The following is a 22882-nucleotide window of genomic DNA, read 5'->3' as shown; positions in this document are numbered from 1 at the left end:
GCGTTTTCCTATCTCAGTTTCAGACTGGCAATGCCAATCAGGACCAGAACGACTGTGATGACCCAGAACCGGACAATAACCCGGGGCTCGGGCCAGCCTTTCAATTCAAAGTGATGATGCAGGGGCGCCATGCGAAAGATTCTGCGCCCGGTCAGACGGAACGAGGCGACCTGCAGGATCACCGAGACTGTCTCCATCACGAAGACACCCCCCATAATGAAGAGCACGATTTCCTGCCGGACAATAACCGCAACCACCCCAAGAGCCGCACCGAGGGCGAGCGCGCCCACATCCCCCATGAAGACCTGGGCCGGGTAGGTGTTGAACCACAGGAATCCCAGACCAGCGCCGACCAGGGAACCACAGAACACAATGAGCTCACCGGTTCCGGGCAGGTGCGGAATCAGAAGATAATTGGCGAACTGGGCATGACCGGAGAGGTAGGCAAAAATGCCAAGCGCGCCGGCCACCATGACCGTGGGCATGATGGCAAGGCCATCCAGCCCGTCTGTAAGGTTGACGGCGTTGCTGCTACCGACAATGACGAAGTAGCTCAACAGGATGAAGAGCACCGGCCCGAGGGTCAGGGAAACCTGCTTGACGAACGGCACATACAGGGAGGTTTCCTGGGGTAGGGCAGAACTGAAATAGAGCACAACCGCTGCCGTGGCACCGATCAACGACTGCCAGAAGTACTTCCAGCGGCCCGGCAAGCCGCGCGGGTTTCGCTCAACCACTTTGCGATAGTCGTCGACCCAGCCGACGGCGCCAAACAGAAGCGTCACCAGAATGGTCACCCAGACATAACGATTTCCCAGATCTGCCCAAAGCAGGGTGCTGATGCCGATGGCGACCAGGATCAGTGCACCACCCATGGTGGGCGTACCGGCCTTGCTGAGATGGGTTTGCGGGCCGTCGTCCCGCACCGCCTGACCAATCTGGTACTGGCTCAGTTTACGGATCATAACCGGCCCGATGATCAGCGAAATCAGCAGCGCGGTAAGTGTTCCCAGAATTCCGCGCAGGGTCAGGTACTGAAACACCGTCAGTGCCGAAAAATATTGCGACAGAACCTCTGTCAGCCAGAGCAGCATGAGTTATTCACCTTTTCTTTAATTCCCTCCACCACGCGATCCATGGCGGAACTTCGAGAACCCTTGACCAACACTGTCAACGGTGTGTTTTTTGCCCTGACAACAGTCTCCACTGCCTGATCATGGGTCAGGCACGGCTCTGTGCCCTCACCAAACCCATCGGCGTAGCCCTCACAGCCAGGCCCCACAGTGATCATCCGGTCAATGCCATGTTCCCTGGCGAACTCTCCCACGTCCTGGTGCAGCGCCCGTGCGTCCGGGCCAAGCTCTGCCATCGCGCCCAGGACCGCAACCTTCTGCCCCGCCCGCTGCCCCAGAACACCCAACGCCGCTTTCATCGAAGCCGGGTTGGCGTTGTAGCTGTCATCAATCAACGTCAGTTCCGGCGAAAGGTTCAATACCTGTAACCGTCCCTTAACCGGCGCAACCTGCCCCAGCCCGTGGACAATGGCCCGGTCGTCGGCGCCCAGTTCTTGGGTTGCAGCAATGGCCAGCAACATGTTGGTGATGTTGTGATCACCCTCAAGCGCCAGCGAAACCCGGCAGCGCCAGTTGTCCGGGCCGTGTACCTGAATGGTTCTGGTACCGTCGTCATGACTCTCAGTCACGGCGTGGTAGTCCGCTGCCGCATCCAGCCGGCTGACACCGACCACCCGGCGGCCACCCGCACGTTGCCGCCACTGACTGAAGGCCGGATCATCCTGGTTCAGCACCACCAGCCCCCCGGCATCAACCCCATCGATGATTTCGCCTTTGGCCAGCACAATATTGTCGTAGCTGCCAAAGCCCTCCAAATGGGCCTGGCCCGCATTGGTCAGAATGGCAACCTCGGGCTTTGCCAATGCAACCGTATGGGCGATTTCACCCAATCCACTGGCTCCCAACTCAATAACGCCAAAACGGTGCTCCGGCGAGAGACCGAACAGCGTCAGCGGCACACCGATGTGGTTGTTCAGGTTGCCCCGGGTCGACAGCGTTGGCCCCATCTGCGACAGAATCGCGGCACACATTTCCTTGACGGTCGTCTTGCCACTGCTGCCGGTGATGACAAGAATCCTGGCCTCACTCTCGTCGCGGTTCCCGGCCGCCAGCTGCGCAAGGGCCATGAGAGTGTCTCCCACCACGAGCTGGGGTAACGACACGGTGCTGTCAAATGCATCGACAACCAGACCAACAGCACCTTGCTCACGAGCCTGCCGCAAAAAAAAGTGGCCATCGAAATTCTCGCCCCGCAGAGCAACGAACAGCTGCCCCTGCTCAAGGGTGCGGGTATCGGTTGAAACCCCGTCAAACACCACCGACGACAGATCGCCAGACACGCACTCGGCACCCAGCCAGCCTTGAGCCTCGGCCAATGAAAAGGCGCGCATCATGCCACACCCCCGTTCAGCTTCAGGATGTGGCGAACCTGCTCGGCATCGCTGAAGGGGTACTTCTGGCCGGCGATTTCCTGATAGGCCTCATGGCCTTTTCCGGCGATAAGCACCAGGTCATCCGGGGTTGCCGTGCGGATAGCCGTCTGGATTGCTTCAGCCCTGTCGTGAATGACCGCAACCTTCTCCGGGTCCGTAAACCCGGCAACAATGTCACGGACAATGACAGCGGGGTCTTCACTGCGCGGATTGTCATCGGTCACCACAACGCGGTCCGCCAGCTTTTCAGCCTCCCGCGCCATTTCCGGACGCTTGCCAGCATCGCGGTCGCCGCCGCATCCGAACACACAAACCAGGTCTCCGGCAACATGGGGGCGCAGCGCCGCAAGGGCATTGGCAAGTGCGTCCGGTGTGTGGGCGTAGTCAACCACCACCCTGACGCCGCTGGCACCACCAAACCTTTCAAGTCTTCCCGGCGGCGATGTCAGGCGGACAGTGGCCTGCTGTACCCGTTCAACAGGAACACCGAGGGTCAGGACTGTGGCCATGGCCGCCAGCACATTGCTGGCATTGAAACTGCCCATCAGGGGAACGGAAACAGCAAACCGGCCCCACTCACCATCCACTTCCGCCTCAAAGCCTTCATCGGTTGGCCGGAATTCGCGCAACCAGAGTTCTGTCTGGGCCTCGTGCAGACTGTAGCGGACACGATCACATTTGCCGGCCAATTGATCAAACAGCTGCCGACCGAAAGGGTCGTCAAAGTTGATGACGGAGAAGTGCAACCCCTCACGCTCAAACAAGCGGGCCTTCGCCTCGCCGTACGCCGCCATAGACCCGTGGTAATCCAGATGATCCCGGGTCAGGTTGGTAAACACAGCGCCGGTCATGGCGAGGTTGTCGATTCGCCCCTGATCCAGGGCATGGGAGGAGACTTCCATAACAGCCGCGCGACCGTTCTGTTTCACGATCCGTGACAGAACCCGGTTCACCTGAACCGCGTCTGGCGTGGTATGGGTCGCCGGCTGCAGTGCACCGGGCATGCCATAACCGAGAGTGCCGAGGACTCCGCAGGGTGTTCCCGTCTCTTTAAGGAGCTGGGCGACGTACTGGCAAACCGACGTCTTACCGTTGGTTCCGGTGACACCAACCAAGCACAGGTGTTGTGACGGATGTTCGAAAAACCGGTCTGCAATCGTCCCGACCAAACCACGAAGACCGACCACCGGAACCACCAGAGCCCCATGTCGTTCCGAGCATTCGGCGACCCGGTCAGATTCCAGAAGGATAGCCGTAGCACCCGCTTTGATCGCCGCATCGACATAAAAATCGGCGGGCGTGCGGGTCCCCGACAGGGCAATAAAAGCATCGCCGGAGGCCACCTCCCGGCTGTCGGTCTTCAGGCCATGGATAGTTACGTCGAATACCGACGGAACCGCCATGACTCCTTGCAATAAAGTGCTGAGAGATGTGATGCACATAGACTTATCCTCGCTCCCCGGGCGCTGGAGAAACAGTGTTTGCCTCCCCGACTTCCAGTTCAGGCTTCACATTCAGCAGTCGCAGTGCGTCACTCATCACCCTGGCGAACACCGGCGCTGCCACTTCCCCGCCGTAATATTCGCCGGACTGCGGCGCATCAACGGCCACAACCGTAACCAGTCGCGGATTATCAATAGGTGCGATACCTGCAAAAATGGCTTTGTACTGACTGTCTTCATAGCCCTGATCGCCAACCAGGTGAACCGTTCCGGTCTTGCCCCCGGCAGAATAGAATCCCGGCTGGGCCCGCTTTCCCGTGCCACGGGAAACCACTTGCCGGAGCATATTGCGAACCTCATGGCTGACCTGTTCGGACAACACCCGACGGCCTTCGGGTTCTTTATCGCGCTTCACAAGGCTCAGTGGGTAACGCACACCACCATTGGCAATCACCATATAAGCCTGTGCCAGTTGAAGAGCATTCACACTCATACCGTAACCATAGGACAGGGTCGCCTCTTCCACCGGCCGCCACTTGGATGGCGCTGGCAGCACCCCGACGGCTTCCCCGGGGAAGCCGATCCCGGTTGGCTGGCCAAGCCCCATCCGCGCATACAGATCCCGGATAACATCACCGCCGAGATCGGTGGCGATCTTGCTGATTCCCACATTGCTGGATTTGACAATAATGTCAGTCACACCCAGCAGGCCATAGTTGCGATGATCGCGGATGGTAAAACGACCAAAACGCCGGTAACCCGGGTGGGTATCAATGGTGCTGTTGACTGAATATTTGCCAGATTCCAGCGCGGCCGCCATGGTAATCGGCTTCATGGTTGAACCTGGCTCAAACAGATCAGTTATGGCCTTGTTTCTGAGATTTTCCGCTGCCAGCTGGCTGCGGTCATTGGGGTTGTAGGACCCCTGGTTCACCATTGCCAGAACCTCACCGGAATCGACATCCAGCATGACCAGTGTGCCGCCGCGGGCATTGTGGGCGGTTACCACCGCTTTTAGCTCACGGTAAGCCAGGTACTGAAGACGCAGGTCAATACTGAGCGCGAGATCACGACCGGAGCGGGCGTCCCTGATCAGTGTCAGGTCCTTGATAACCCTGCCCCGGTTGTCCTTGAGAACCCGCTTGCGGCCGGATTCGCCGGACAACCATTGATTGTAGGCCAGCTCGATACCTTCCTGGCCACGTTCGTCGATATTCGTAAAACCGACCACGTGAGCCGTCACCTCGCCTGCGGGGTAGTAACGACGGTATTCCTGGCGCGCATAAACACCTGGAATATCCAGAGCCAGGGCCTGCCTGGCAAGATCAGGCTGAACCTTGCGGCGCAGGTAGATGAACTCACGACCAGAATACTCCTTCAGCCGCTCACGCAGGGAGGCTTCACTGATGTCGAGCAGCCGGGCAAGACTGGTCAGACGCGGCTCAGCGGGATCGGTCTCGGAGGGGTTGGCCCAGATAGTCTGCACCGGCGTACTGACCGCCAGAGGTTCACCATATCGATCAGTAACAACACCCCGATGAGCGTCGATGGCCTCAACCCGGATGGTCCTTACATCCCCCTGCTTGCGCAGAAATTCGTTGTCGACCACATGCAGGTCGACCAGACGCCAGCCCAGCACCCCGACAACCAGGAGAAAGACGCCCAGCACGGAGCCAAAGCGCCAGGCTGCCAGCCCGGACGCCAAACGCTGCCCCCATGTTGTCTGCTTGCCCTGATCGGACACGTCGATCACCCTGAATGTTGTTGTTATCGTTGGTTACTGACTGGCAGCCGGAGACATCAGAGGTACCAGTACAATGTCCTGACGCCCTGGCACCACCATGTTGAAACGCTCTGCCGCCAGATTCTCCACCCGGCCATGAGCGCTCAGGGCGCTTTGCTCAAGCAGAAGCTGACTCCACTCGCTCTGGTACCGGTCACGCTCCGCCTGAAGCTGCGACAAGGTGTTGAAAAGCCCGCGGTTCTCATGAGCGCTCACGACAACACCAATAGAGGAAGCAACCAGCAGCAGCACCAGAGCAAGAGACACCAGGACCTTGCCCTGCCGTGTAGCATCAAAAACCTGCCGCGAAATACGAACAGCCGTTGCCACGCCATCCCGGACTTTCTGCTTGTTCAACTTTGCCGTTCTAACCGGCTCTTCAATGGCTACCGCGCCCATGACTATGCGCTCCCCTGCGAGTTTTTCCTGACATCAGTGCGTTCCAGCACCCGCATGACTGCGCTGCGGGCGCGTAGGTTATCGCTTACTTCGTCAGCACCGGCCCTATTGGCCTTGCCAACAAGCCGGAAGTCCGACGCTTCCTGGTTTGCGGTCACCGGTACACCTTTGGGCATCTGGGGCCCGCGGGCGAGATCCCGCATGAATCTTTTGACCAGCCGGTCTTCCAGCGAATGAAAGCTGATGACCACCAGCCGGCCACCCGTTGCCAGCCGGTCGACCGCCGCCCGGAGGCCAATTTCGAGATCTTCCAGTTCCCGGTTGATAAAAATCCGGATTGCCTGGAAGGTCCGCGTGGCCGGGTGCTTGTGCTTCTCTTTTTTGGGCACCGCCTCGCTGACCAGCTCCGCCAGTTGGCGGGTCGTCTCAACAGGTGCCTCCTGCCGACGCTGAACCAGCAGCCGGGCAATACGGCGGGAGAAGCGCTCCTCCCCGTACCGCCAGATTACGTCTGCGATTTCAGCTTCTTCCGCCGTTGCCAGCCATTGTGCGGCACTCGGTGATTGCCCGGTATTCATCCGCATATCCAATGGGCCATCGCGCATGAAACTGAAACCGCGGGACGCGTCGTCGAGTTGTGGTGACGACACACCAAGGTCCAGCAAGACACCGCTCACCGATTTCCAGCCCTGCCCGATGGCAGCTGCGTCCAGCTCGGCAAAAGAGCCGTGAAAACAGTGGAAGCGGCTGTCTTGCGCTTCGAGCTCCCGGGCCGCGGTGATTGCCTCGGGGTCCTTATCAATACCCAGCAACTGCCCCGCCTCACCCAGACGCCCAAGAATCAGGCGGCTGTGGCCACCCCGTCCAAAGGTGCCATCCACGTAGTATCCGTCAGGGTCGTTGACCAGATAGTCGACCGCCGAATCCAGAAGCACCGAGCGATGGGAAAACTCCGCTCCGGCCTCCTGCCTGCGATCAGAGGTCATAGGGAAAGCGCCTCCATCTCGGGCGGCATATCTTCATCACCAGAAGATTCATCAAGCCACGCAAACCAGCGCTCCTCACTCCAAAGCTCCAGTTTCTTGCCCTGCCCGATGAGCATCAGTTTTTTCTCAAGATGGGCGTAGCTGCGCAACGTGGGCGGCACCAGGATGCGCCCGGCTGAGTCCAGCTCCATGGGCGCAGCATTACCCAGCAGCAGACGCTGAAGGCGTCGTGCTGCTTTATTCATGTTGGGAAGTGCTTCGATTTCGGGTCGGAGGATCTCCCACTCCGGCTCCGGATAAACCAGCAGACAACGCTCTTCATCAGCATTCGCCGTCAATACAATGCGCCCACCACAGGCTTGCGCGAGGTCTTCGCGCACCTTGGTGGGGATCGCCAGGCGACCCTTTGCATCCATATTGATGGCATGACTGCCGAGAAAATTGCTCATTTACACTGTCTCTGGGGACCCGAAAACCACAAATAACCACTAGAAACCACTTTTTCCCACTTGTGCACACTATAGAAACACGCAATTCACAATGCAAGCGCCGCAAACAGCGCCACACGCGGGAAAGTTTCTTTTATGACAATAGGTTACAGAGTCGGATTCAATGAAATAATGAGATTACGAAAAAGAAAATAAGTAAAATCAAATACCTGCAGAAAGGTCTAGAGAAGAGAAGTGAGGTTTAAGATTTTTTGGCTATAAAAGACATCTGTTGAGAATGACAGGCTTCACATGAAGGGAATAAAAAGAGTGAGCTCGCCGATAAGCCGGGTTCTGTCTTGGACAGTCATTCATCTAGGGCCTGCGTCACCACAGGCCTCAAGCAACCTACCCGAATCCAGCGCGGGCCACGCCATTGGATTCCTATTTGGTCTTGCTCCAGGTGGGGTTTACCATCGCCGTGGACTGTTGCCAGCCACGCGGTGCGCTCTTACCGCACCGTTTCACCCTTGCCGGCGCCCGAAGGCGCTTAGGCGGTCTGCTTTCTGTTGCACTTTCCGTCGGCTCGCGCCGCCCAGGCGTTACCTGGCACCTTGCCCTGTGGAGCCCGGACTTTCCTCCCCCGGTAAAACCGGCGGCGACTGCCTGGCGAGCTCGGCAGTGACGATACTCCTGCGCCCACAGCCTTGCAAGAGAAACTGCCACGGGTATTCAACCATCTTTCAGCGCCAGCGCGCGCCGATAAAGTTCGTTCCTTGAAAGCCCGGTCAATTCGGCGGCCATCTTCGCCACTTTCTTTACCGGCAGTTCCGCCAGCAGCACCTTCAGCACCCGATCAACATCCAGAGTCGCCGCACCGCTATCGCCAGCACGAGGTTCGGCACCACGGATCATCACCACAAACTCACCCCGGGTGCCATGGGGGTCCTGCTCCAGCTCGGCCAGAACCTCGTGCACCGCGCCGGAATAGAAGGTCTCGAAAGTCTTGGTGATTTCCCGGCCCAGCACCATCTCCCGGTCAGGCCCCAGAACGCCGGCGATATCCCGCACGGATTCGAGAATCCGGTGGGGCGATTCGTAAAAGACGAGGGTCGCAACTTCACTGGAGAGAGACTCAAGACTTGAGCGGCGGCCGGAGCGCTTTGCCGGAAGAAATCCCACAAACAGGAACCGGTCTGTGGGCAACCCAGCGGCGCTCAAGGCGGTCACCAGTGCACAGGCGCCCGGAATGGGACTGACCACGAATCCAGCGGCTCTGGCCTCACGGACCAGAACATAGCCCGGATCGGAGATCAGCGGAGTGCCGGCATCGGAGATCAGAGCCACATCCCGCCCCGCTTCAAGTTCAGCCAGCAAGCTGGCCGCACGGTCTTTTTCGTTATGATCGTGCAGCGCAACCAGCCGCTTGTGAATGCCCAGATGATCCAGCAGCCGGCCACTGTGCCTTGTATCCTCAGCGGCGACCACCTCGACACCGGCCAGGACCCTGGTTGCGCGCGGAGACATATCGTCCAGATTACCAATCGGCGTAGCAACAATAAAAAGCGTTCCGCCTGAAGCACCTTCCCGGCTCACCCCAGAGGGGAAATCACTGACCACATTTTTCAAAGTGCCTGCCTCATTGATGGAATCCCCGGACCGTGACAGTTACGTCATGTGAATTCATCCCGGAGCTGTTAAACTTGCCACCGTTAGCCTGGCGCCACAAGCCCAATAATCCGGAGTATACCGAGCTTGCCATGATAAAGACCCGTATCCATAAACGAGCCCTGGCCAGCGTTCTTGCCGCCACCCTTTTTTCCACCGGTTGTGCCAGCGTCAATCTTGATTCGCACATTGCGCAAACGGCCGATCAGGCCCTTGAAATGGCCAGCAGGGAAGACAACCTCGAGACGGCCCAGGCCTACCTGCTAAGGATTGTCAGCCGGTTCCAGGATCAGGGCAACCACACGGCAGCCCGAACGCTACTTCAAAGTGAGCGGTTGGCGCAAGCTGCACCGGCAATTGAAAACCAGAAATTGCTCCTGTCCATGGCAAGCACAACGGCGCTTGCCGATGAATCCTGGGCAAAAGAACTTGCCCGTGGGATGTCACCTTCGGATTTCATCGACTATCCGGCAGACCTGATGGCGCAGGCAGCAAATCTGCAAGCCGGCACCTTCGCGCTGGCAGAAAATCCGTTGTCCGCGGCCATGACCCTCATATTGCTGGCCCAGACCGACAATACTGCCGATGCACAGCAAATTCATGACCGGGTCTGGTCGTTTCTGGAACAAGTACCTGATGGCCAGCTGGACTCCGCCTCAGCGGATGCAATCGGCTATGAAGCCCAAGGCTGGCTGGAGCTGGCGCGGATTGTACGGGCACCCGACATTGGCATCGATGAACAGGGTCGAATCATACGCGGCTGGCAGAACAACTGGCCGGGTCATCCCGCCGCGCAGGTGCTGCCATCTGACCTGCGACTGATCGCGACACTTGCCGACAGCCGACCCGAGAAAATCGCGCTGGCGCTGCCCCTTAAAGGCCCGCTGGCAACGGCAGGGAAAGCGATTCGGGATGGTTTTCTTGCCGCCTACTACCTGGACGACTCCGCTAATCGCAGCAAAACCGACATCCGGATCCTTGATACCTCCACCACACCGTTCCGCGAACTGTATCGCCAACTTTCAGAACAGGACATTGACCTGGTGGTCGGCCCTCTTGAGAAAGAGGCCCTCGCCGGACTTGGCTCCATGAATACTCTTCCGATACCGGCCCTGGGGCTGAATTACCTGCCACCCGGCGCCCAGGCACCGGACGGACTCTATCAGTTTGGCCTGTCGGCCGAAGATGAAGCACGCCAGATAGCCGACAGACTGGTGGCCGAAGGTCTTCGCCAGGTGTTGGTACTTATTCCCCAAGGCGAGTGGGGCGACCGCGTGGAACAAGCGCTCCTGCAGCGGATGGCTGCCTCTGGCGGTGTTGCCCTGGATATAGAGCGCTTCTTCACGGAAGACAATTTCAGGGCCGTAACAGCCGACCTGCTTGGCATTACCGTCTCCCGTGACCGGGCCATCCAAGTCGAACGCACCATTGGCGTAAACGTTGAATTCGAACCTCGCCGACGTCAGGATGCAGACGCCATCGTCATGGTGGCGGAGGCCACGGTCGCGCGCCAGTTCAAGCCGCTGTTTGCCTTCTATTTCGGGGGCGATCTGCCGGTTTATTCGCCCTCCATCATCTACGAGGGCACGCCATCGCCTTCCCGGGACCGTGATCTGAACGGGGTTATTTTCACCGATATTCCCTGGGTTCTCGGGAACGATAATAAACTTCGCACAACGGCCACGGAGATCATGCCAGGTACCCGCGGCCAGCAAGGCCGGCTGTTCGCCATGGGCGCAGACGCCTGGCACCTCAGCAAACGGCTACCACTGCTCAGGCAGGTCGACGACGCCTCGATTGCAGGGCAGACCGGCGTCCTGACCATGACGCCGCAAGGCAGTATCCACCGGGAACAGCTGTGGGCACAATTCCGCAACGGAACGCCGGAACTTCTGCCGAAGCTCACGCCCGAGGTCTCCGACACCCCCTCCGGAAATGACGCAATGCCGGTCACCGGACGCCATTAAGGAACAACTCAATCGCCATGGATGGCACAAAAACCCTGGGAAATCATTTCGAAGACGTTGCGGCTCGCTACCTTGCCAGTCGCGGCGTCCGGATTCTTGAACGTAACGTCTACAACCGCGGCGGTGAGATAGATCTGATCGGCCGGGATGGCGAAACGCTGGTCTTCTTTGAAGTCCGGTACCGGGGGACCGGCAGCCTTGTGGACCCCGCAAGCTCCATCAATTACGCGAAACAGCAACGGCTGATAAAGGCCGTCTCGTTTTATCTGCACAGACATGGACTTTGGCATAGCGTCTCACGGATTGATGTCATCGCTATCAGCCCGGGTACCGTCAAAAAATACCGGGTACAATGGATCAGGAATGCAATTCTGGCTGGATAGTGATACTGACGATGACCGACACCGAACACCAGATCAATCAATGGTTCGCAAGCCACATGGAGCACACCGCGCAGGCCGCAAGCACTGCAGGCCCTGCCATTGAGGCTGTTGCCGACGCCTTCGTGGCCACCCTGCTCCAGGACGGAAAAATCGTCACCTGTGCCAATGGCAACGCCAATATACTGGCCCAGTACTTCTGTACCTCTCTCCTGAACCGATATGAACAGGACAGGCCCGCGCTACCGGCCATTAACCTCGGGGCAGACGCCACTACCTACTCAGCCATCTGCCGGGACAACCGGTTCAACGACACCTTCTCGCGCCAGGTCAGAGCAATCGGCAAGCCAGGAGACCTGCTTTTTGTGATCGTTGACGATGGCCACAAAGCCAACCTCATTCAGGCCATCCAGGCCGCCCACGACCGGGAAATGAGCGTTGTTGTTCTCAGCGCCAGGGAGAAGTCCGATATTACCTCTCTCATGCATCCCGAGGACCAGGAGATCGCACTCAACAACCTGAGCCCAGCCGAGGCGGCGCCCCTGCTACTGTTAATTATTAATGCGCTGTGCGGACTGATCGACGGCAAGCTATTCGGAGGATAAAAAAGCCAGCTTGCGCTGGCCTTCTGGAACGGGAAAAGCGGCTATTTAACCACCTTGAGCGTCGGCCTTCCTGAGGGCCGGTCCTCCTGCCCGGAAGGAGACGGGGCTCCACCGCTCTCGCGGGCAGTGCCATCGGGGTCCGGCGAGCCAGGCTCACTGCCGAACACCATGCCTTCACCGTTTTCCTTCGCGTAGATCGCCATAATGGCCTGCAGAGGTATGAACACCTGCATGGGCACACCAGCGAAGCGGGCACTGAACTCCAGCGCACCATTACCGATGACCAGGCCACGAACGGCGCCCGGACTGATATTCAGAACGATCTGCCCGTTTGCGACATGTTCAGTCGGCACCTGTACACCCTGAATGCCTGCATCCACCACAATGTAGGGCGTACAGTCATTGTCCAGAATCCACTCATTGAAAGCACGTACCAGGTACGGACGGCTGGACGTCATGGTGTCTTTGCTCTCAGCCACTGCCACTCTCCTGCTCCGGCCAGCGGAACTTTTTAAATCAGCTTCGAATGTCTTCTTCCAGATCAGACAAGCTTGCCTTGAAACCCTCCCGGCTGAAAATGCTGTCCATATATTTCTGCAGCGGTTTGGCCTGTTTTTCGTTAAGGTCGATACCCAGTGCCGGGAGGCGCCATAGAATCGGCGCAATGCAGCAATCCACAATAGTGAACTCTTCGGACAGAAAGAAAGGCGTTTCACCGAACAGCTGTGCCGTTGCCAGCAGGCTTTCCCGCAGCTCTTTACGAGTCGCCTCGGACGCTTTGGCGTTTGGCTGGGCCAGAATCCGGTCAACCAGGCCACACCAGTCTTTCTGGATGCGATGGATCATCAGCCGGCTGTTGGCTCGGGCGACCGGATAAACCGGCAATAACGGCGGGTGAGGAAAGCGCTCGTCGAGATACTCCATCATGATATTGGGCTCGTAAAGCACCAGATCGCGATCTACCAGCGTCGGCAGGGCGTTGTATGGGTTCAGGTCGGCCAGTTCGGCCAGCGGATTGTCCGGGTCCACATCAACGATATCAACGGTAACGCCCTTCTCTGCCAGAACAATACGCACCCTGTGGCTGTAATGACTGGCCGGATCCGAGAAAAACGTCATTGATGACCGCTTGGTCACAACGCCCATAGAACTACCTCACGAGTAAACAAACAGAAATGATCCTGAAAAAACGCAAAAATCCAGCGGGCCGGCTATTGCCCGCTGGAACTCAGGGGACGGGATTATACCCTATTTCTCAGTGTACGTCCTTCCAGTACTCACGATTGAGCAGGTAAGCGAACACAAAGAAGATGGCGACAAAGATCAGGACAAAAATCCCCAGGCGCTCACGCTCCAGCTTGACCGGGTCGGCCATGTAGGACATGAAGTTGGTCAGGTCGTACATGGCCTGATCAAACTCGGCGCCTGTCATGCTGCCCTCAATCGCGTACTCAGGACAAACGTCGGCGTTATTGATGCTGCCACTGAGCGGCTCGACACTGGCCTCGGCACCGATCTTCGGCTCAACGGCACAAAGCCCCTGAAGCCCGACCAGCGCGTGGGGCATGCCAACCAAGGGGAACACAACGTTGTTCACGCCGAACGGACGTGTCTCATCCTTGTAGAAACCACGCAGGTAGGAATAGACCCAGTCTTCACCCCGCAGACGGGTCTCCAGGGTCAGGTCAGGCGGCGGCGCACCGAACCAGTCGGCGGCCATGTCCTTACTCATGGAGTTTTTCATCAGCTCACCGATTTTGGCACCGGTGAAGATCAGATTCTCCTTATAAAGCGCCTCAGGGATCTCCAGATCATTGGCAACCCGCTTGTAGCGGGCGTATTCCATGGAATGACATCCCATGCAGTAGTTGGTGAAAGTAGCCACGCCACGCTGCAGAGACGCCTTATCAGAGTGATCTGAGTCGAACTCATCCAATGACACAGCACCTCCGGCTGCCAGCCCCAAGACCGGCAGGAATGCGATGAAAAGACCAAAGATCAGCTTTCTCATTATCCTGTCACCCTCTCTGGAACTGGTTTGGTTTTCTCCATGCGCGTGTAGAACGGCATGAGAATAAAGTAGAGGAAGTATAACGCCGTCAGAATCTGGGCGACCATAGTGCGACCCTCGGTCGCCGGCACCAGCCCGAGGTAGCCGAGCACAACAAAGCTCACTGCAAAAACCGCAAGCGCAATCTTGCTCAGCCAGCCCTTATAGCGGATGGAGCGCACGGGACTCCTGTCCAGCCATGGCAGGACAAACAGAATCGCAATAGCACCACCCATGACCACCACACCCCAGAACTTCGCCGGCAATCCGAACAACTCCAGTGTGACCGCACGCAACATGGCGTAAAACGGCGTGAAATACCAAACCGGAGCGATGTGCTCGGGAGTCTTGAGCGGATTGGCGGGCTCAAAGTTTGGTTTCTCCAGGAACAGGCCACCCACCTCCGGGAAGTAGAAGACGACGACAAAGAAGATGAAGAAGAAGACCGCCACGCCAAGCAGGTCATGGACCGAGTAGTAAGGGTGGAACGGAATACCGTCTTTAGGAATACCGTTCTCGTCCTTATTCTTCTTGATTTCAATACCGTCCGGGTTATTCGACCCGACTTCATGGAGTGCCAGTATATGCAGCACCACAAGAGCGAGTAGCACGATCGGCAAGGCAACCACATGCAGTGCAAAGAATCGGTTAAGCGTTATGCCGGAAATCAGGTAATCTCCGCGGATCCACAGGGACAGATCATCACCGATCACCGGGATCGCGCCGAACAGGTTAACGATAACCTGGGCACCCCAGTAGGACATCTGCCCCCAGGGCAGCAGATAGCCCATGAAAGCCTCAGCCATCAGCGCCAAATAGATCAGCATGCCAAACAGCCAGATCAACTCACGGGGCTTTTGGTATGAGCCATACATAAGCCCCCGGAACATGTGGAGATACACCACAATGAAGAACGCGGACGCACCGGTGGAGTGCAGATAGCGAAGCAACCAGCCCCACTCAACATCGCGCATGATGTACTCAACGGAGGCAAACGCACCTTCCGAGGTCGGGTTGTAGCTCATGGTCAGCCAGATACCGGTAACCAACTGGTTGACCAGTGCCAGCATGGCCAGGGAACCGAAGAAGTACCAGACATTGAAGTTTTTCGGCGCGTAATACTTGGCGAGGTGCTTGTTCCAGGCGTCAACAATTGGCAGACGCTCATCTACCCAACTAATCAGCTTTTGCATTACGCTGCCTCCGGATCAAGACCAATCGTGACGGTCGCGTCATCGTCGAAGCGATAAGGCGGAATCTCGAGGTTAAGGGGGGCGGGCTGCGACAGGTAAACCCGGCCCGCCATATCGTAGCGGGACCCGTGGCAGGGGCAGAACAGGCCACCCAGCCATTCCTCGCCCAGATCGGCCGGCGCGATTTCCGGACGATACGATGGAACACAACCGAGGTGTGTGCAGATAGCAACCATCACGGCAATTTCCGGCTTCAAAGCACGAAACGTACCATCCGTGATATACGGAGGTTGCTGGGGCTCTTCCGAATTCGGATCCCGCAACCGGTCGGTCAGCTTCTCGATGTTCTCAAGCATCTCCCCGGTGCGGCGGATAACCCAGACCGGCTTGCCCCGCCACTCGACGGTAATCTTCTGACCCGGCTCTACCTTGCTGATATTGACGGTTACCGGCGCGCCTGCTGCTTCCGCTTTGGCACTGGGATTCCAGGATGCCACGAAAGGAACGGCCGCACCGACGACGCCGACTCCACCCACCACGGACGTAGCACCGATCAGAAACCGGCGCCGACCTTGGTTTACGTCGCCATTACTCATTATGGTTTTCTCCCATCAGGCGATGACACAGCCCGCAATTCCGCCGGCAATGTGCATCTAAAAGGACTTCACAACCCAAAAATATAAGCGAACAAATGGTAATGAAATTACCAGGGGCTTACAAGTCGGAAAGCCACGACTGGCACCTTATCCCTGCTCCAGATCAATTTGCCGGCAAATCACCCGAACATAAAAAAACCCGACCAAAGAGGCCGGGTTTTTCAGGATCTGCTCCAGCAATATTAACGCTTGGAGTATTGGGGACGCTTACGCGCCTTGCGCAGACCCACTTTCTTACGCTCAACTTCACGGGCGTCACGGGTAACATAGCCCGCTTTGCGCAGAGCCGGGCGCAGAGTTTCATCATAGTCCATCAGTGCCCGGGTCAGACCGTGACGAATAGCGCCAGCCTGGCCACTGATACCACCACCCTTCACGGTGATGTTGAGATCGAAACGATCCGTGGATTCAGCAACCACAAGCGGCTGACGAACGATCATGCGCAGAGTCTCACGACCGAAGAAATCCTCGATAGAGCGACCGTTGATGGAAATATTACCGCTTCCCGGCTTGATAAAAACCCGAGCCGTGGATGTCTTGCGGCGACCCGTACCGTAATTTTGTGCTACAGACATATCCGCCTTCCGTTAAATGTCGAGTTCTTTGGGCTGCTGGGCTGCGTGAGGATGCTCAGCGCCGGCATAGATTTTCAGCTTCCTGAACATGGCGCGGCCGAGCGGACCCTTCGGAAGCATGCCTTTGACCGACTTCTGAATAATTTGCTCGGGCGCCTTGTCGACCAGCTTCTCGAAGTTGATGGACTTGATTCCACCCGGAAAGCCGGTGTGGCTATAGTACATCTTGTCAGATGCCTTGTTGCCAGTCACCCGCACCTGGCCGGCATTGATCACAACAATGTAATCGCCGGTGTCTACATGGGGGGTGTACTCAGGCTTATGCTTGCCCCGCAGACGACGGGCGATTTCAGTTGACAGACGACCCAGCGTCTTGCCGGCTGCGTCTACAACGTACCAGTCACGTTTTACTGTTTCTGGTTTCGCACTCAGAGTCTTCATTGATTCCGCCTTGAACGCTATAGCTATATAAGAAACGTTAAAAACCGCCACCGGTAAATGCTTTTCATCCGGAGGGGTTTCTGTACCTGTTAGTTAGTCGGCAGTGTCACCATTCGGGGCTGAGACAGTGACATCGCCTTGAAAAGCCAGGGCGCGAAGTATACTCGAACCACCCGGGAAATCCAACCCTGTCTCGTGCTGTTTCGCTATTCCCCTACACCGGCAGCAGACCACCCGTATAATCTCGACACATTAGCCTTTAGCGCCTGCGCCAGGGCTTCCGGTTCTACCCTCCGGATTTCTGCCAGAATGCCCAGGATCTGCGGCAGATAGACTGGAGAATTCTGCCCCGGCGGGACGCCTTCAGGCGCCATATCCGGCGCATCTGTCTCAAGCACCAGGGATTCAGTTGGCAGCCTTGCAATGGCATCGCGGGTCTTGCGCGCCCAAGGATGGGTAATCACTCCGCCAACCCCTATGAAACAGCCCAGATCGACCAGCTTTTCCGCCTGCCGAAAGCTTCCGGAAAAACCGTGAATCAAGGCCCGACCAGTCCACTGCCTGCGATTGAGCAGGCTGTGCACCTCATCATGGGTTTTAACCGAGTGAATAACCAGCGGCATATTCAATTCGGACGCCAGACTGACCTGAGCCTCAAACCACGGCCATTGAGCCTTAAGGCTTCCCCGGAGCCGGTCCAGTCCGCACTCGCCGATTGCGACACAACGCCCAGGCTTACTCGTCAGCAACTGCTCAAGAGCAGCGAGGTCTTGCTCGGAATGCTCATCCACAAACCATGGGTGAATCCCCAGACAGTAAAACAGACCCTCATGGGCCAACGCTGTTTGCCGAACCCTGCTCCAATCCGGTCGGCGCACGCCAGGTATGACCAAGCGACTGACACCGCGGGAGCGAGCCCGCTCAAGCTCCGTCTCGCGACGACCGTCAAACTGCGGAAAATCGAAATGGCAGTGAGCGTCGATCAGTCGCAAAGTCACCTCCGCCCAGGCGCCTTCAGTGCTCCCGGGTCTTGTGGAACTGTATGTCGGGGTACCGCTCTTGTGCCAGATTCAGGTTTACCATGGTCGGGGCAATATAGGCCAACTGATCGCTGCCATCAAGCGCCAGATTGTCGTTGTTCTTGCGCTGGAACTCATCGAGTTTCCGCTCATCATTGCAGGTCACCCAGCGGGCAGTGGCCACATTAATCGGTTCATAGACGGCCTCGACCTTGTATTCGCTTTTCAGACGACTGACCACCACATCAAACTGCAACACACCTACCGCACCCACAATAAGATCGTTGTTACGGAGCGGCCTGAAGACCTGAACCGCGCCCTCCTCGGACAGCTGTATCAGGCCCTTCTGGAGCTGCTTGGCCTTGAGAGGATCCTTGAGTCGGATGCGGCGGAACAGTTCCGGGGCGAAATTCGGAATCCCGGTAAATTTCATGTCTTCGCCAGCGGTGAACGTATCACCCAACTGAATGGTGCCGTGATTGTGCAGGCCAATAATGTCGCCCGCAAAGGCCTCTTCGGCGTGTTCCCGATCACCGGCCATAAAAGTCAGTGCGTCGGAAAAACGCACCTCCTTGCCGATGCGCACATGACGGGCCTTCATACCCTGATTGTAGTTACCGGATACAATGCGGAGGAACGCCACACGGTCTCGGTGCTGGGGATCCATGTTTGCCTGGATCTTGAACACAAATCCCGAAAACCCGTCTTCGGCCGGCTGCACCAGCCTCTGGTCGGCTTCCCGGGGCTGCGGCTCCGGCGCCCACTCCACCAAACCGTCCAGCATGTGGTCGACGCCGAAGTTGCCCAAAGCGGTACCAAAGAATACCGGTGTCAACTCACCTGCGAGAAAGGCTTCCTGATCAAATTGATGGGAAGCGCCCTTGACCAGCTCGATTTCATCCCGCAAGTCTTCGGCGTAGGTCCCAATCGCCTGTTCCAGCTCCGGGTTATCCAGCCCTGCGATAACCCGTTTTTCCTGAATCGTGTGGCCCTGACCGGATTGATAAAGAATCACCTCATCCCGTAGCAGGTGGTAAACGCCCTTGAAGCTCTTGCCCATTCCGATCGGCCAGGTAATTGGCGCACAGGCAATTTTCAGAATATCCTCAACTTCGTCCATCAACTCCACCGGATCCCGGGTATCCCGATCCAGCTTGTTCATGAAGGTAATAATGGGGGTGTCACGCAAACGCGTGACTTCCATCAGCTTAATGGTCCGTTCCTCAACGCCCTTGGCACTGTCGATCACCATCAGGCAGGAATCGACCGCCGTCAGGGTACGATAGGTGTCTTCGGAAAAATCCTCGTGACCCGGCGTATCCAGCAGGTTCACCAGCTTGCCACCATAGGGAAACTGCATGACCGATGTGGTGACGGAAATACCCCGCTCTTTCTCCATTTCCATCCAGTCCGACTTGGCATGCTGGCCGGACTTCTTTCCCTTGACGGTCCCGGCCTTCTGAATCGCCTGGCCGAATAACAGGACTTTCTCGGTAATGGTGGTTTTACCGGCGTCCGGGTGCGAGATGATCGCGAAGGTGCGGCGCTTGGCCACTTCCTGGGAAAGGTTCGACATAGTCGGAGAGCAACCTGAATCTGATGTTCTGGAAAAGGCCGCTATTATAGGGCCTAACCAGCTGTTACGCGAACACAAAGCAGTGCCGGTCACTGACCGAGGCCGAGAACCATCACCCGGGCATCTTCCCGGCCATTGGCGGAAGGGTAGTACCCCGGGCGACGCCCTATTTCCCTGAAACCCTCATTTTCATAGAGCGCTATGGCAACTTCGTTGCTGGCTCGCACTTCCAGTAAAAGCTGTGACATACCCTCATGGGACGCGGCTGCCAGCGCATGCCTCAGAAGCCGTCGGCCGATTCCCTTGCCACGCGCCCGGGGGTGGATGCAAATATTCAGGAGGTGCACCTCGTCGACTACGTAGGTGACAACCGCGTATCCCACAAGCAATTCGTCATGACAGGCTGCCCAGAAACGATAACTGTCCCTGAAACAGTCGAGAAATACCGCCTCGCTCCACGGATGAGAGTAGCCCTGCAGCTCAATATCCAATACCGCGGCGATGTCCTCTGGCACCAGCGGCCGAAACAGAAGGTCTGCCTCCATCACGCTCTGGTAAGGCTCCGGACAGGGCATCAGCGGCCTGCCATAGCCTTGAGCTGGTGCCAGAGCAAACGCTTCTTAGCGGGATCGCCGGCAAGTTCAGCGAGAGAGTGCTGGAAATTGACCGTCACATCGCGCCCCAGGGCCTCTGTCAGCCAGTCTTTTCCGGTCCCGGTCCCGGCCTCGGTTCCCAGCACAACAACTTTCTGGTGATCCAGCCCGGACAGGACATTGCGCATCACCTCAACAAGGTCACCGGTAGAATTTCCAGGTACCAGAAGATTATTGAACACGGGCCAGCGCACCTGGCCCAAAACCCGCCCCCCCTGCTCGCCCAGACTCTTGAGAATGTTCAGCGCCAGGGTTTCCTGGAGCAGGGTACTGGCTTCGGCCGATATAGCTGCTATGAGGGCAAAATCATCGCCAGCCCAGAGCATCAGGCTTATATTTCCGACCGCGCTCGCAGGAACTCCTGCAACAACCTCACCTACAGGTTCTGTTTGCGGCGAATTCTGGTCCGCACCTACCGGAGGTTCCTGTTTCGGGGCCTCAGACGCAGGCTTCTCCAAAGCCCCGGTATCGCCCTCCATCAACGCCTGCAGATCAGCAATTCGTGCAGCGCCCTGATTGCGCTCGCTGACCGACGGTACTGACCGGACCGTTTTTCCCGAAACCCGGCACGGACGAGAGACAGGCCCGGAAATGTCCAGCGGAGCCTCCGCCGCAGCTACCTCTCCCGGGAATTCAAATTCCGGACTCGGCGCTGCGCCCGGCAGCGGCTGCCGGGCGTACCATACACGGATGCCTGCCGCTCCCAGGTAGAACTGTCGCTCTGCCTCTGATCTGATCATTGAGCCCGCCTGTGGTTTCCAAGCCGTTGTAAAGCTTCAGACATCCGCTACCTGTGGATGTTGCCGGATACCACCTTTGCTGATCAGATTAAGGGCTTCAATGTAGGCCTTGGCAGAAGCGATGATGATATCGGTATCTGCCCCAACACCATTAACGATCCGCCCGCCCCGCTCAAGACGCACCGTTACCTCGCCCTGGGCATCGGTGCCACTGGTGATGTTGTTGACGGAGTAGAGTTGGAGGTTGCATCCGGAGTCCACGAGGGATTCGATGGCCTTGAACGTGGCATCTACAGGGCCGCTGCCTTCGGCTTCCACCTTGTGTTCTTTGCCGTCCATCGTCAGTGTGAGATTTGCCTTGGGAACCACGCCGGTTTCCGAACAGACCTGCATACAGACCAGACCGTAACGGCCATCTTCCTCCTTCTGGCGGGTATCACTGGCAATTGCCTGCAGATCTTCATCGAAAATCTCGTGCTTAAGGTCCGCAAGAGCCTTGAACCGCGTGAACGCCTCATTCAGCTCTGTCTCGGTCTCGAACTGGATACCCAGCTCAAGCAACCGCGTACGGAAGGCATTTCGGCCGGAATGCTTACCCAATACCAGGCTGTTGGTGTGCCAGCCCACATCCTGGGCACGCATGATTTCATAGGTCTCACGATGCTTGAGAACGCCATCCTGATGAATGCCGGACTCATGGGCAAAGGCATTGGCGCCGACAATGGCCTTGTTGGGCTGCACAGGGAAACCGGTGATGGTTGAGACCAGGCGCGAAGCCGGGACAATATGCTGCGTCTCGATTCGGGTATCGATGTGGAACAGATCCTGCCGGGTACGAACGGCCATCACAATCTCTTCCAAAGCAGCGTTGCCGGCACGCTCACCCAAGCCATTTAGGGTGCATTCCACCTGGCGGGCTCCCTGGGAAACTGCCGCGAGGGAGTTAGCCACGGCCAGGCCCAGGTCGTTGTGACAATGCACCGAGAATACCGCCTTATCGGCATTGGGAATGCGACTGAGGAGCTGACGAATGGTTTCGCCAAACTGCTCCGGAATCGCATAGCCCACGGTATCCGGAATATTGATAGTGCGGGCTCCGGCATCTATCGCTGCCTCAATGATACGACACAGAAAATCAAGCTCGGAACGACCGGCGTCTTCGCAGGAAAACTCCACATCGTCCACGTGGCTGCGGGCTCTCTTTACTGCCCGGACAGCCTGCTCGACAACGTCGTCTGGCTGCATCTGGAGCTTGTGCTTCATGTGGATTGGAGAGGTGGCGATAAAGGTATGGATACGGCCGCGCTTGGCCGGCCTGATGGCCTCGGCGGCACGGTCGATGTCATGATCGAGCGCCCGGGCAAGGCTACAGACCGTTGAGTCTTTTATCGACTCGGCGATTGATTTCACCGCCTCAAAATCGCCCTGACTGGCAATGGCAAAACCCGCCTCAATCACGTCAACGCGAAGCTTTTCCAGCGCCTTGGCAATACGGAGCTTCTCCGCCTTGTTCATGGTGGCGCCAGGGCTTTGCTCACCGTCGCGGAGTGTTGTATCGAAGATGACCAGGTGATCGGTGGCAGGCATTGGCAGGCTCCATTCAGAGATTTGGTTCTTTATGGAGAGAGTATATCACTGGCACGCGGCAATTAAGGGCTCGATTCAGCGGGTTTCAGGCCAGGCGCAAACACAAATTCCGGGAAATAAAAAACCCCAGCACCTGTTGGTACTGGGGTTTGGGTATTAGGCGCCTGACGATGACCTACTCTCACATGGGCAACGCCACACTACCATCGGCGCTGGTCTGTTTCACTT

General features: G+C 57.6%; 23 protein-coding genes and 1 other RNA gene. 3 read left to right on the top strand and 21 right to left on the bottom strand.

Annotation, left to right across the window (positions count from 1 at the left end; all coding sequences use genetic code 11):
- Positions 1 to 8: 8 nt before the first annotated feature.
- The 9 genes from mraY to rsmI form a co-directional block, all read right to left on the bottom strand.
- The gene (gene mraY / locus QPL96_RS17580; RefSeq protein ID WP_303288619.1) at positions 9 to 1094 is read right to left on the bottom strand and encodes a phospho-N-acetylmuramoyl-pentapeptide-transferase; all 1086 of its coding nucleotides are present in this window, start codon (positions 1092 to 1094) and stop codon (positions 9 to 11) included.
- Positions 1079 to 2467 carry a UDP-N-acetylmuramoyl-tripeptide--D-alanyl-D-alanine ligase gene (gene murF / locus QPL96_RS17575; protein WP_303288618.1) on the bottom strand — a complete coding sequence of 463 codons (1389 nt, stop codon included), beginning with the start codon at positions 2465 to 2467 and terminating at the stop codon, positions 1079 to 1081. Before murF ends, mraY begins: the two co-directional genes overlap by 16 nt.
- Positions 2464 to 3948, bottom strand: coding sequence for a UDP-N-acetylmuramoyl-L-alanyl-D-glutamate--2,6-diaminopimelate ligase (locus tag QPL96_RS17570; RefSeq protein ID WP_303288617.1), 1485 nt, complete (start codon positions 3946 to 3948; stop codon positions 2464 to 2466). Before QPL96_RS17570 ends, murF begins: the two co-directional genes overlap by 4 nt.
- Positions 3949 to 3952: 4 nt before the next feature.
- Positions 3953 to 5692, bottom strand: a complete 1740-nt coding sequence (locus QPL96_RS17565; protein WP_303288616.1) for a penicillin-binding protein 2 — start codon at positions 5690 to 5692, stop codon at positions 3953 to 3955.
- Positions 5693 to 5725: 33 nt separating this feature from the next.
- A complete protein-coding gene (gene ftsL, locus QPL96_RS17560; RefSeq protein ID WP_303288614.1) occupies positions 5726 to 6130 on the bottom strand; it encodes a cell division protein FtsL in 405 nt (134 codons plus the stop codon).
- A gap of 2 nt (positions 6131 to 6132) precedes the next feature.
- Positions 6133 to 7116, bottom strand: coding sequence for a 16S rRNA (cytosine(1402)-N(4))-methyltransferase RsmH (rsmH, locus tag QPL96_RS17555; protein ID WP_303288613.1), 984 nt, complete (start codon positions 7114 to 7116; stop codon positions 6133 to 6135).
- Positions 7113 to 7565, bottom strand: coding sequence for a division/cell wall cluster transcriptional repressor MraZ (mraZ, locus tag QPL96_RS17550; RefSeq protein WP_303288612.1), 453 nt, complete (start codon positions 7563 to 7565; stop codon positions 7113 to 7115). The genes rsmH and mraZ overlap by 4 nt, the downstream gene beginning before the upstream one ends.
- A 306-nt stretch (positions 7566 to 7871) precedes the next feature.
- An RNA gene (gene rnpB / locus QPL96_RS17545) (RNase P RNA component class A) lies at positions 7872 to 8222 on the bottom strand.
- Positions 8223 to 8276: 54 nt separating this feature from the next.
- Positions 8277 to 9173, bottom strand: a complete 897-nt coding sequence (gene rsmI / locus QPL96_RS17540; protein ID WP_303288611.1) for a 16S rRNA (cytidine(1402)-2'-O)-methyltransferase — start codon at positions 9171 to 9173, stop codon at positions 8277 to 8279.
- Between the two features lie 74 nt (positions 9174 to 9247).
- Here rsmI and QPL96_RS17535 point away from each other — a divergent pair, with 74 nt between their 5' ends.
- From QPL96_RS17535 to QPL96_RS17525, 3 genes are read left to right on the top strand one after another with little or no spacing between them, the layout of a single operon-like run.
- Complete coding sequence (locus tag QPL96_RS17535) at positions 9248 to 11179, top strand: penicillin-binding protein activator (RefSeq protein WP_303288610.1); 1932 nt, start codon at positions 9248 to 9250, stop codon at positions 11177 to 11179.
- Between the two features lie 17 nt (positions 11180 to 11196).
- Positions 11197 to 11562, top strand: coding sequence for a YraN family protein (locus QPL96_RS17530; protein ID WP_303288609.1), 366 nt, complete (start codon positions 11197 to 11199; stop codon positions 11560 to 11562).
- A gap of 11 nt (positions 11563 to 11573) precedes the next feature.
- Entirely contained in the window at positions 11574 to 12164 is a 591-nt protein-coding gene (locus QPL96_RS17525; RefSeq protein ID WP_303288608.1) for an SIS domain-containing protein, read from the top strand.
- Between the two features lie 41 nt (positions 12165 to 12205).
- Here QPL96_RS17525 and QPL96_RS17520 read toward each other — a convergent pair whose 3' ends face one another.
- From QPL96_RS17520 to QPL96_RS17465, 12 genes are all read right to left on the bottom strand, one after another.
- Positions 12206 to 12622: a ClpXP protease specificity-enhancing factor gene (locus QPL96_RS17520; RefSeq protein WP_303288639.1), complete on the bottom strand. Its 417-nt coding sequence runs from the start codon at positions 12620 to 12622 to the stop codon at positions 12206 to 12208.
- Between the two features lie 58 nt (positions 12623 to 12680).
- Complete coding sequence (locus tag QPL96_RS17515; protein ID WP_303288607.1) at positions 12681 to 13310, bottom strand: glutathione S-transferase N-terminal domain-containing protein; 630 nt, start codon at positions 13308 to 13310, stop codon at positions 12681 to 12683.
- A gap of 109 nt (positions 13311 to 13419) precedes the next feature.
- On the bottom strand, positions 13420 to 14175 hold the full coding sequence (locus tag QPL96_RS17510) for a cytochrome c1 (RefSeq protein ID WP_303288606.1): 756 nt from the start codon (positions 14173 to 14175) through the stop codon (positions 13420 to 13422).
- Entirely contained in the window at positions 14175 to 15407 is a 1233-nt protein-coding gene (locus QPL96_RS17505; RefSeq protein WP_303288605.1) for a cytochrome bc complex cytochrome b subunit, read from the bottom strand. Before QPL96_RS17505 ends, QPL96_RS17510 begins: the two co-directional genes overlap by 1 nt.
- On the bottom strand, positions 15407 to 16003 hold the full coding sequence (petA, locus tag QPL96_RS17500; RefSeq protein ID WP_303288604.1) for a ubiquinol-cytochrome c reductase iron-sulfur subunit: 597 nt from the start codon (positions 16001 to 16003) through the stop codon (positions 15407 to 15409). Before petA ends, QPL96_RS17505 begins: the two co-directional genes overlap by 1 nt.
- Positions 16004 to 16245: 242 nt before the next feature.
- Entirely contained in the window at positions 16246 to 16638 is a 393-nt protein-coding gene (rpsI, locus tag QPL96_RS17495; protein WP_117619609.1) for a 30S ribosomal protein S9, read from the bottom strand.
- A gap of 12 nt (positions 16639 to 16650) precedes the next feature.
- Positions 16651 to 17079 carry a 50S ribosomal protein L13 gene (gene rplM / locus QPL96_RS17490; protein WP_303288603.1) on the bottom strand — a complete coding sequence of 143 codons (429 nt, stop codon included), beginning with the start codon at positions 17077 to 17079 and terminating at the stop codon, positions 16651 to 16653.
- A 206-nt stretch (positions 17080 to 17285) separates the two neighbouring features.
- Complete coding sequence (locus QPL96_RS17485; protein WP_303288602.1) at positions 17286 to 18071, bottom strand: TatD family hydrolase; 786 nt, start codon at positions 18069 to 18071, stop codon at positions 17286 to 17288.
- A gap of 22 nt (positions 18072 to 18093) precedes the next feature.
- Positions 18094 to 19674 carry a peptide chain release factor 3 gene (gene prfC, locus QPL96_RS17480; protein ID WP_303288601.1) on the bottom strand — a complete coding sequence of 527 codons (1581 nt, stop codon included), beginning with the start codon at positions 19672 to 19674 and terminating at the stop codon, positions 18094 to 18096.
- 89 nt (positions 19675 to 19763) lie between these two features.
- Positions 19764 to 20249, bottom strand: coding sequence for a ribosomal protein S18-alanine N-acetyltransferase (rimI, locus tag QPL96_RS17475; protein ID WP_303288600.1), 486 nt, complete (start codon positions 20247 to 20249; stop codon positions 19764 to 19766).
- Positions 20249 to 21067: a 2-isopropylmalate synthase gene (locus tag QPL96_RS17470; protein WP_303288599.1), complete on the bottom strand. Its 819-nt coding sequence runs from the start codon at positions 21065 to 21067 to the stop codon at positions 20249 to 20251. The genes rimI and QPL96_RS17470 overlap by 1 nt, the downstream gene beginning before the upstream one ends.
- A 36-nt stretch (positions 21068 to 21103) precedes the next feature.
- The gene (locus tag QPL96_RS17465) at positions 21104 to 22654 is read right to left on the bottom strand and encodes a 2-isopropylmalate synthase (RefSeq protein WP_303288598.1); all 1551 of its coding nucleotides are present in this window, start codon (positions 22652 to 22654) and stop codon (positions 21104 to 21106) included.
- Between the last annotated feature and the right edge of the window lie 228 nt (positions 22655 to 22882).

Source organism: Marinobacter sp. SS8-8, assembly GCF_030540945.1.
GTDB lineage: Bacteria > Pseudomonadota > Gammaproteobacteria > Pseudomonadales > Oleiphilaceae > Marinobacter.
This window is presented reverse-complemented; position numbering and strand designations above follow the sequence as displayed.

Bases quoted from the DNA above. Each gene is read 5' to 3' on its own strand.
- mraY (WP_303288619.1), bottom strand. From the start codon at position 1,094: ATGCTGCTCTGGCTGACAGAGGTTCTGTCGCAATATTTTTCGGCACTG.
- murF (WP_303288618.1), bottom strand. From the start codon at position 2,467: ATGATGCGCGCCTTTTCATTGGCCGAGGCTCAAGGCTGGCTGGGTGCC.
- QPL96_RS17570 (WP_303288617.1), bottom strand. From the start codon at position 3,948: ATGTGCATCACATCTCTCAGCACTTTATTGCAAGGAGTCATGGCGGTT.
- ftsL (WP_303288614.1), bottom strand. From the start codon at position 6,130: ATGGGCGCGGTAGCCATTGAAGAGCCGGTTAGAACGGCAAAGTTGAAC.
- rsmH (WP_303288613.1), bottom strand. From the start codon at position 7,116: ATGACCTCTGATCGCAGGCAGGAGGCCGGAGCGGAGTTTTCCCATCGC.
- mraZ (WP_303288612.1), bottom strand. From the start codon at position 7,565: ATGAGCAATTTTCTCGGCAGTCATGCCATCAATATGGATGCAAAGGGT.
- QPL96_RS17530 (WP_303288609.1), top strand. From the start codon at position 11,197: ATGGATGGCACAAAAACCCTGGGAAATCATTTCGAAGACGTTGCGGCT.
- QPL96_RS17525 (WP_303288608.1), top strand. From the start codon at position 11,574: ATGACCGACACCGAACACCAGATCAATCAATGGTTCGCAAGCCACATG.
- QPL96_RS17520 (WP_303288639.1), bottom strand. From the start codon at position 12,622: ATGACGTCCAGCCGTCCGTACCTGGTACGTGCTTTCAATGAGTGGATT.
- QPL96_RS17515 (WP_303288607.1), bottom strand. From the start codon at position 13,310: ATGGGCGTTGTGACCAAGCGGTCATCAATGACGTTTTTCTCGGATCCG.
- QPL96_RS17510 (WP_303288606.1), bottom strand. From the start codon at position 14,175: ATGAGAAAGCTGATCTTTGGTCTTTTCATCGCATTCCTGCCGGTCTTG.
- QPL96_RS17505 (WP_303288605.1), bottom strand. From the start codon at position 15,407: ATGCAAAAGCTGATTAGTTGGGTAGATGAGCGTCTGCCAATTGTTGAC.
- petA (WP_303288604.1), bottom strand. From the start codon at position 16,003: ATGAGTAATGGCGACGTAAACCAAGGTCGGCGCCGGTTTCTGATCGGT.
- rpsI (WP_117619609.1), bottom strand. From the start codon at position 16,638: ATGTCTGTAGCACAAAATTACGGTACGGGTCGCCGCAAGACATCCACG.
- rplM (WP_303288603.1), bottom strand. From the start codon at position 17,079: ATGAAGACTCTGAGTGCGAAACCAGAAACAGTAAAACGTGACTGGTAC.
- prfC (WP_303288601.1), bottom strand. From the start codon at position 19,674: ATGTCGAACCTTTCCCAGGAAGTGGCCAAGCGCCGCACCTTCGCGATC.
- rimI (WP_303288600.1), bottom strand. From the start codon at position 20,249: ATGCCCTGTCCGGAGCCTTACCAGAGCGTGATGGAGGCAGACCTTCTG.
- QPL96_RS17470 (WP_303288599.1), bottom strand. From the start codon at position 21,067: ATGATCAGATCAGAGGCAGAGCGACAGTTCTACCTGGGAGCGGCAGGC.
- QPL96_RS17465 (WP_303288598.1), bottom strand. From the start codon at position 22,654: ATGCCTGCCACCGATCACCTGGTCATCTTCGATACAACACTCCGCGAC.